Genomic DNA, 7,967 nt, shown 5'->3' with positions numbered 1-7,967 from the left:
CGAATTATACAGTACATTTAGCAAATGTCAACTAAAATTATCGAAAATTCTAACTAACTGTGTTATACTGTCTGCTTCGTTTTCTTCACCGCGTCAGCAGCGAAGAACCGAACTATACGCCTACCAACAAAACCAGTCAACACCTTTCGCAAAATTATTTCTAGAAATTTAACCACCACCCTGTTTTAACAGGGTTTTTATTTCTAAAAAATACTATCAAACTTTCTACATAATCCACACATACAAAAAATACAAACTAAAGGCCGTCTGAAATGCTCTTTCTGACGGCCTTTTGAGGTTTCTATCTTTATATTCTTAGTCGGCGAACTGTTTTTTCATTCGTTCGCGGCGCTCTTGCGCTTCTACGGACAATGTCGCGGTCGGACGTGCCAGCAGGCGTTTGAGGCCGATGGGTTCGCCGGTATCGGCACAGAAACCGTAATCACCTTCGTCAATGCTGCGGAGAGTCGCTTGCACTTTATTGAGAAGTTTACGCTCACGATCGCGGGTGCGCAGTTCTAAAGCGTATTCTTCTTCTTGAGTAGCTCGATCAGCAGGATCGGGAGCGGATTCGTGCTCTTGAAGATGGCCGGTAGTGGTGTTTGCATTTTCAATCAGCTCTTCTTGCATTTTAACCAGTAGTTCGCGGAAGAAGGCCAATTGGTCGCTGTTCATGTAGTCCTCTTCAGGACCATCCCAGTTTAAAATATCTTGTTCTGTCAGCTTTGCCATGGTGTCTGCTTTCGGTTTGTTGTTAATGATTTGGATGCTACGGGTTTGCTTTTATTGGGTTTTCTTGAATTTCCGTTTTGGAAATTGGGCGAATCATATCATGTTTTACCTATTCATTTGTTCTTTATATTTCGATTTGCACTTTTTTGCACTACCTTACACCTAAATGTATTAAAGCGCTTTTTAGGACGTTGTATTTTTGGTCGTTAATACCTGCTGCGCTTTCAGACGGCCTATTGAAGCAACCATAGGTTGGTTTGCTGGATAAGTTGGGGAAACCATCGGGCCAGCCACAACCATAATAAGAGTGCCAATAAACTGCCTGAAAAATCGTATCGTCCTACGCGTAAGAAGGAAAACGGTTTGAGCAATGGCTGCAAGATTCGTTCGATGGCATAAGTCAACGGCGAATAGCGGCCCTGTATACTGAACACCATTCTAATAATCAGACCAATAAGTAATGTATAAGCCGCGGCTTTCAGCATATGGAGCGCGGCAAACCAGAAGTTTGCCAAAATCAGCTTATTGCTGATGGACAGCGCCGGCGAGATGAAAATAATGGCGGTACAGGCAAGGTAGTACACCAGAAAACCTGAAGGCAGGCAGTACCAATCGGTTTTCTCGCCGGATGGAAATGCTTTTTGCCAAGGTTTGGTCAGCCAGCCTGTTGCCTGTATGCTGAATTTGAGCAGGGGTTGTTCTGCTGCCAATCCTGCGTATCGGAGCAAAAAGCGCGTGATACACAGGATGGCAATAGCGTCTGCCAATAATAGGAGCAAGTCGCCGCGCATGTTCAGACGGCCTTATATTGTTGCGCCATTTCTTGCGAACGTTTGACGCAGGCTTCTACACCCTGTTCGATGGCTTCGGCAACGTGACGGACTTTGAAGGTTTCGATGGCTTCGTGTGTCGTGCCGCCTTTGGAAGTTACGTTTTGCTGTAATTGTGCGAATGCTTCGCCGGTTTGTTCGGCCAAAGCCACTGCGCCTTTAAATGTAGCAAGGCTCAGTTCGCGTGCGTCTTGCTCATTGAAACCTTGTGCTAAGGCCGCATTTTGGAGAGCGCCCAACAGATAGAAAACATAGGCGGGGCCGCTGCCGCTGATGCCGGTAATATTGTGGAGTTGCTCTTCCTCGTTCAGCCAAACGGTTGTGCCGACAGAGCGCATGATGCCGTCTGCGGCTGTGCGGTCGGCTTCTGAAACACTTGCATCGGCAAACATACCGGATACGCCCAAACCGATTTTGGCCGGCGTATTGGGCATGATGCGTACGATACGGCGTGTGCCGCCCAGATAATGGCTGAGGGTATCGATGGACAAACCTGCCGCTACGGACAACACCAGCGCACCATTTAAACGGATGTTTTGACAGGCTGCCTGCATGTCTTGCGGTTTAACAGCGAGAATGAGGACATCGTCCGCACTCAATTCGGGCAGGTTTTCAGAAGTGGCTACGCCCAATTCTTGCTCCAGTTGCGCTCGTCTTTCGGCGCCGCGTTCGACAATGTGGACACGATAACCGTCTTGTTTGACCAAACCGCCTGCAATGGCAGTCGCCATATTGCCGCCGCCGAGAAAATAGATATTCATATATATGTCACTCCTTTGTGATATCGATCAGGCCGTCTGAAACTGCTGTCTACCCGGTTCAGACGGCCTATTACTTTTATTGAGGATAATGCCGCTTGCCGAAAATCGCGCTGCCGATGCGGACGTGGGTTGCGCCGCATTCTACCGCAATTGGCATATCGCCGGACATACCCATAGACAAAACATCTGCTTCGACACCTGCCGCATTCAGCTCAGCCAACAGCCGTTGCATGGTGTGAAACTGGCCGCGTAACTCATCGTCGCTGCTGTCAGCCTTGGCCACACACATCAATCCGCGCACTTTAATATTCGGCAACTTGGCCACTTCAAGGGCCAGCGCAACCGCTTCATCGGGCGCCACACCGTGTTTCGCCTCTTCCGCGGCAATGTTCACTTCAATACACACCTGCAACGGCGACATTTCAGACGGCCTTTGTTCACTCAAGCGCCGAGCCGTTTTCAAACGGCCTATCGTATGCACCCAATGTGCGCGCTCGGCCACAAATTTGGTTTTATTAGACTGCACATCGCCGATAACGTGCCAAACAATATCCGGCAAATCGGCCAGCGTTTCCGTTTTCTCAAACCATTCCTGAATATAGTTCTCGCCAAAATCGCGCTGACCGGCCGCATATACTTCGCGGATATCATCTGCCGGAAAGGTCTTGCTGACCGCTACCAGCTTCACCGCTTCCGCAGGCCGTCCGACAGCCTCAGCCGCCTGTTCAACCGCCCGGCATACGTCCTGATAGTTTTGTTGCAATACCGACATGGTTTTCTCCTTTAACCCGTTCATCACTCGGCATTTTGAAAATTTTACTTGGTCGAACGGATTTATCTATTTAAAATAAAGCGATTTTATTATTCTAAACCAAAACAAGGCCACATTATGCAGATTACCGACTTACTCGCGTTCGGCGTGAAAAACAAAGCCTCCGACCTCCATTTGAGTTCTGGCATTTCCCCCATGATACGCGTACACGGCGACATCCGCCGCATCAACCTGCCCGAGATGAGCTCGGAAGAAGTCGGTACCATGATTACCTCGGTCATGAACGACCACCAGCGCAAGCTCTATCAACAGGATTTTGAAGTCGATTTCTCATTTGAGCTGCCTAATGTTGCCCGTTTCCGCGTCAACGCCTTTATGACCGAACGCGGCCCGGCCGCCGTATTCCGTACCATTCCGAGCACCGTTCTGACGCTGGAAGAATTGCGTGCGCCGCGCATTTTCCAAAAAATTGCCGAAAATCCACGCGGTTTGGTCTTGGTAACCGGCCCGACCGGTTCGGGTAAATCCACCACGCTGGCGGCGATGGTCAACTACATCAACGAAACCCAACCGGCCCACATTCTGACCATCGAAGACCCGATTGAGTTCGTCCACCAAAGCAAAAAGGCGCTCATCAACCAGCGCGAGCTGCATCAGCACACCCACAGCTTTACCAACGCCCTGCGCTCCGCCCTGCGCGAAGACCCCGACGTGATTTTGATCGGTGAGATGCGCGACCCTGAAACCATCTCCCTCGCCCTGACCGCCGCCGAAACTGGCCACTTGGTTTTCGGTACGCTGCACACGACCGGCGCCGCCAAAACCATCGACCGTATTGTCGACGTATTCCCAGCCGGCGAAAAAGAAATCGTGCGCTCCATGTTGTCCGAATCCTTGCGCGCCATCATTTCCCAAACCCTGCTGAAAACCCGCGACGGCAACGGCCGCGTCGCCGCACACGAAATCCTGATTTCCACACCGGCCGTGCGCAACCTCATCCGCGAGAACAAAATCGCCCAAATCAACGCCGCCCTCCAAACCGGTCAGGCCCACGGTATGCAAACCCTCGATCAAGCCCTGCAAACCCTTGTCCGCCAAGGCACCATCAGTCCCGAGCTGGCACGCAGCAAAGCGCAAAACATCGAAAACCTCTCTGTTTTCTAAACCATACTCAGGCCGTCTGAACCCCATCATCCCGTTTTCAGACGGCCTTTCAGCCTGACCGAATACCCGTTTTAAAGAGAATCATCATGAGCGACCTCGCCCCTCTGCACGACCTGTTAAGCGAAATGGTGCAAGCCTACTCACAAAAAAACCAAGCACCGCACATCCCGACCCCGGCCGAAATCGGCACGCATCTTCACCCCCTGCTCGACCGTATGTGTGAAGAGGCCGAAAAACGCAACGCGTCCGACATCTTCATCAGCGCAGGCTTTCCCCCTGCCATCAAAGTCGGCGGCACCCTCACGCCCATGCCCCACAAAGCGCTGACCGGCGCAGACACCGCCGCCATCGCCGAGTCCACCATGAACCCCGACCAGCTCGAAGCCTTCAATCGCGACTGGGAAATCAACTATTCCGTCCAATCGCGCAGCAACACGCGCTACCGCGTCAACGCCTACCACGAGCAAGGCCGCGTCGGCATGGTATTGCGCCGCGTCAGCCAAGACATTCCCGAAATGAAGACCCTCGGCTTGCCCGAAAAGCTCCAAGAGCTTGCACTCGCTCCGCGCGGCCTGCTGATCCTCGCCGGCCCGACCGGTTCGGGTAAGTCCACCACCATGGCCTCCATGCTCAACTACCGCAACCAAAAGCTGCCCGGCCATATCGTTACCATCGAAGACCCCATCGAGTTTATCTACAAACCTTGCCGCAGCATCTTCACCCAGCGCGAAATCGGCATCGATACCGACAACTGGAAAACCGCCGTTCAAAGCGCCATGCGTCAAGCACCCGATGTCGTCTGTATCGGCGAAGTCCGCAGCGAAGAAAGCATGGAATACGCCCTCCAACTGGCTCAAACCGGCCATCTGTGCGTTTTCACCATCCATGCCAGCACGGCCTCCCAAACCATCGAGCGTATCATCAACTTCTATCCGGAAGACCGACGCCAACAGGTTTTGATGGATTTGGCGTTAAACCTCGTCGGTATCATCGGCCAACGCCTCACCATCAAGAAAAACCGCCAACGCACGGCCGTTACCGACCTCCTGCTCAATACTCCGGCCATGCAGGACTTGATTTTCAAAGGCGAATTGCTGGAAATCCGTGACCTGATGGCACGCTCCGGCAGCAACGGCATGCAGACGTTCGACCAAAACCTCTTCAACCTCTACGCACAAGGCCAAATCGAACTCAGCGAAGCCCTGCGCCAAGCAGTTTCCGCCAACGATTTGCGCCTGCGCATTCAAATGCACGACGAGGGCAACAATACCGAGCGTCTCTACGACCGCATCAGCGACCTCAACCTGATGACCTGATGGCGCAAGCCAAACAAGGCCGTCTGAACGGATGTGGAAACGAAATCAAGTATTTTCCCGTATCCGTTCAGACGGCCTTATCTCATTTAAAGCATTCTGAAACCGACTAAAAATCCTGTTAAAATCCAATCATTCACCTCATAACGAATAATAAACAACACCATCATGAACACTCCGCCGCTCAAACCTCTGATCATTGCCTCCCTGCCCGTCTTCGCCAGCGTATTCATCGCCGCCACCCTCGTTTGGCACTTCGATACGCCCAAACTAGTTATGCCCTTCGTACTCGGCATTATTGCCGGCGGTTTGGTCGATTTGGACAACCGCCTCACAGGCCGTCTGAAAAACATCGTCATCACCGTTGCCCTGTTCACCCTCTCCTCACTGCTTGCCCAAAGCACCATCGGCACAGGTGTTCCCTTCATCTTGGCCATGACCCTGATGACTTTCGGCTTCACCATCCTCGGCACCGTCGGCCTCAAATACCGCACCTTCGCTTTCGGTGCGCTCGCCGTCGCCACCTACACCACGCTGACCTACACCCCCGAGACCTACTGGCTGACCAACCCCATCATGATTCTGCTGGGCACTGTCCTATACAGCGTCAACACCCTGATCTTCCAAATTATCCTTCCCCACCGCCCCGTCCAAGAAACCGTCGCCAACGCCTACGACGCACTCAGCAACTACTTCGATGCCAAAGCCGACTTTTTCGACCCCGACGAAGCCGCTTGGTTGGGCAACCGCCAAATCGACTTGGCCATGAGCAACACCAGCGTGATTACCGCCTTCAACCAATGCCGCGGCGCACTTTTCTACCGATTACGCGGCCAACACCGCCATCCGCGTACCGCTAAAATGCTGCGCTACTACCTCTGCGCGCAAGACATGCACGAACGCATCAGCTCCGCCCACGTCGATTACAGCGAAATGGCCGATCAGCTCAAAAACACCGACCTCATCTTCCGCATCCGCCGCCTGCTCGAAATGCAAGGCCAGGCGTGCCGCAACGTTGCCTCCTCCCTGCGCAACAACAAACCCTACGCATACAGCAAACGCCTCGGCCGCGCCATGGAAGGCTGCCGCCAATCCCTCAGCCATTTTGCCGAGACCCACGCCGATAATGCCAACCTCCACAATATCCGCCGCCTGCTCGACAACCTCAGCAGCGTTGATTACCAACTGCGGCAACTGCAAAACGATGCATCCCTTGCCGAAAACGACAACGCCGACACCCGCATCGCCGCCCTTGAAAACACCAAGTTCCGCAATATCGGCGAAACCGTCCTCAGCCAGCTCAATTTCGAATCCGGCGTCTTCCGCCATGCCACCCGCCTCTCCATCGTCGTGGCCGCTGCCTGCATCATCGTCGAAATCCTCCATCTCAACCTCGGCTACTGGATTCTGCTGACCGCCCTTTTCGTCTGCCAGCCCAACTACACCGCCACCAAAAGCCGCGTGTACCAACGTATCGCCGGCACGATTCTCGGCGTGATTGTCGGTTCGCTCGTCCCCTACTTCACCCCGTCTGTTGAGACCAAGCTTTGGATTGTCATCGCCAGCACCACCCTGTTTTTCATGACCCGAAGCTACAAATACAGCTTCTCCACCTTCTTCATCACCATCCAAGCCCTGACCAGTCTCTCGCTTGCCGGTTTGGATGTGTACCACGCCATGCCCATCCGCATCATCGACACCATCGTCGGTTCCGTTATCGCATGGGCCGCCGCCACCTACCTCTGGCCAGATTGGCGTTACCTCACCCTCAGCCATACCGCCGCCCAGACCATCACTGCCAACGGCCGCTATCTCGACGCCATCCTCGACCAGCTGCAAAACGGCAGCCGCGACGATGTCGACTACCGCCTCACCCGCCGCCAAGCCCACGAAAGCACTGCCGCCCTCAGCAGCACCTTATCCGACATGAGCAGCAACCCGAAAAAATACCAAGACCGCCTGCAAGACGGCTTTACCCTGCTCAAAACCAGCTATGCGCTGACCGGCCACATTTCCGCGCTCGGCGCATACCGCGACCAGGTTCATCACGACGGCAGCGATACCTTCGCCCCATATGCCCGCCTGACCCACCACATCGCCGAACTCCTCAAACAAATGCCGCAAACCGAACCGGCCACCTTCGATGCAAGTATCGAAGCCATCCGACAGGAGTTTGCTGATTTGGAACAGACCGACAAAGAGCAGTCCCAACAAAACCAAATCCTCAAACACCAGCTCGACCTCATCATCCGCCAGCTTGCACCGTGTTATCAGGCATTGCACAGACAGTCGGATACGCAAACCGCCTAAACCGATAACACATTTCAACAAAATAAATAAGGCCGTCTGAAACCTGATTTCCAGATTTCAGACGACCTTTATTCAGCCATCGAGA

General features: G+C 53.3%; 7 protein-coding genes. 3 read left to right on the top strand and 4 right to left on the bottom strand.

The window, feature by feature from the left end:
• Window positions 1-315: 315 nt before the first annotated feature.
• The 4 genes from dksA to DBY95_RS07875 all read right to left on the bottom strand — a co-directional run bounded on the left by dksA (window position 316) and on the right by DBY95_RS07875 (window position 3,095).
• Window positions 316-732 (bottom strand): RNA polymerase-binding protein DksA, encoded by a 417-nt coding sequence (gene dksA, locus DBY95_RS07890; protein WP_004519243.1) that lies wholly within the window; start codon window positions 730-732, stop codon window positions 316-318.
• A 233-nt stretch (window positions 733-965) separates the two neighbouring features.
• Entirely contained in the window at window positions 966-1,523 is a 558-nt protein-coding gene (locus DBY95_RS07885; RefSeq protein WP_101755624.1) for a YggT family protein, read from the bottom strand.
• Window positions 1,524-1,525: 2 nt separating this feature from the next.
• Window positions 1,526-2,323: a pyrroline-5-carboxylate reductase gene (gene proC, locus DBY95_RS07880; protein WP_107723948.1), complete on the bottom strand. Its 798-nt coding sequence runs from the start codon at window positions 2,321-2,323 to the stop codon at window positions 1,526-1,528.
• 76 nt (window positions 2,324-2,399) lie between these two features.
• On the bottom strand, window positions 2,400-3,095 hold the full coding sequence (locus tag DBY95_RS07875) for a YggS family pyridoxal phosphate-dependent enzyme (RefSeq protein ID WP_107723947.1): 696 nt from the start codon (window positions 3,093-3,095) through the stop codon (window positions 2,400-2,402).
• Between the two features lie 117 nt (window positions 3,096-3,212).
• Here DBY95_RS07875 and DBY95_RS07870 point away from each other — a divergent pair, with 117 nt between their 5' ends.
• The 3 genes from DBY95_RS07870 to yccS all read left to right on the top strand — a co-directional run bounded on the left by DBY95_RS07870 (window position 3,213) and on the right by yccS (window position 7,882).
• Entirely contained in the window at window positions 3,213-4,259 is a 1,047-nt protein-coding gene (locus tag DBY95_RS07870) for a type IV pilus twitching motility protein PilT (RefSeq protein WP_004519239.1), read from the top strand.
• An 86-nt stretch (window positions 4,260-4,345) separates the two neighbouring features.
• Window positions 4,346-5,575 carry a PilT/PilU family type 4a pilus ATPase gene (locus DBY95_RS07865; protein ID WP_049333157.1) on the top strand — a complete coding sequence of 410 codons (1,230 nt, stop codon included), beginning with the start codon at window positions 4,346-4,348 and terminating at the stop codon, window positions 5,573-5,575.
• A 165-nt stretch (window positions 5,576-5,740) separates the two neighbouring features.
• A complete protein-coding gene (gene yccS, locus DBY95_RS07860) occupies window positions 5,741-7,882 on the top strand; it encodes a YccS family putative transporter (RefSeq protein WP_107723946.1) in 2,142 nt (713 codons plus the stop codon).
• Window positions 7,883-7,967: the final 85 nt, after the last annotated feature.

The sequence above is a fragment of the Neisseria subflava genome (genome assembly GCF_003044935.1).
GTDB lineage: Bacteria > Pseudomonadota > Gammaproteobacteria > Burkholderiales > Neisseriaceae > Neisseria > Neisseria subflava_E.
The sequence above is the reverse complement of the archived record's forward strand: the minus strand, read 5'-3'. Positions and strand labels throughout refer to the sequence as shown.

Excerpts from the sequence above, each read along its gene's own strand:
- dksA (WP_004519243.1), bottom strand. The coding sequence starts at position 732 with ATGGCAAAGCTGACAGAACAAGATATTTTAAACTGGGATGGTCCTGAA.
- DBY95_RS07885 (WP_101755624.1), bottom strand. The coding sequence starts at position 1,523 with ATGCGCGGCGACTTGCTCCTATTATTGGCAGACGCTATTGCCATCCTG.
- proC (WP_107723948.1), bottom strand. The coding sequence starts at position 2,323 with ATGAATATCTATTTTCTCGGCGGCGGCAATATGGCGACTGCCATTGCA.
- yccS (WP_107723946.1), top strand. The coding sequence starts at position 5,741 with ATGAACACTCCGCCGCTCAAACCTCTGATCATTGCCTCCCTGCCCGTC.
- DBY95_RS07870 (WP_004519239.1), top strand. The coding sequence starts at position 3,213 with ATGCAGATTACCGACTTACTCGCGTTCGGCGTGAAAAACAAAGCCTCC.
- DBY95_RS07875 (WP_107723947.1), bottom strand. The coding sequence starts at position 3,095 with ATGTCGGTATTGCAACAAAACTATCAGGACGTATGCCGGGCGGTTGAA.
- DBY95_RS07865 (WP_049333157.1), top strand. The coding sequence starts at position 4,346 with ATGAGCGACCTCGCCCCTCTGCACGACCTGTTAAGCGAAATGGTGCAA.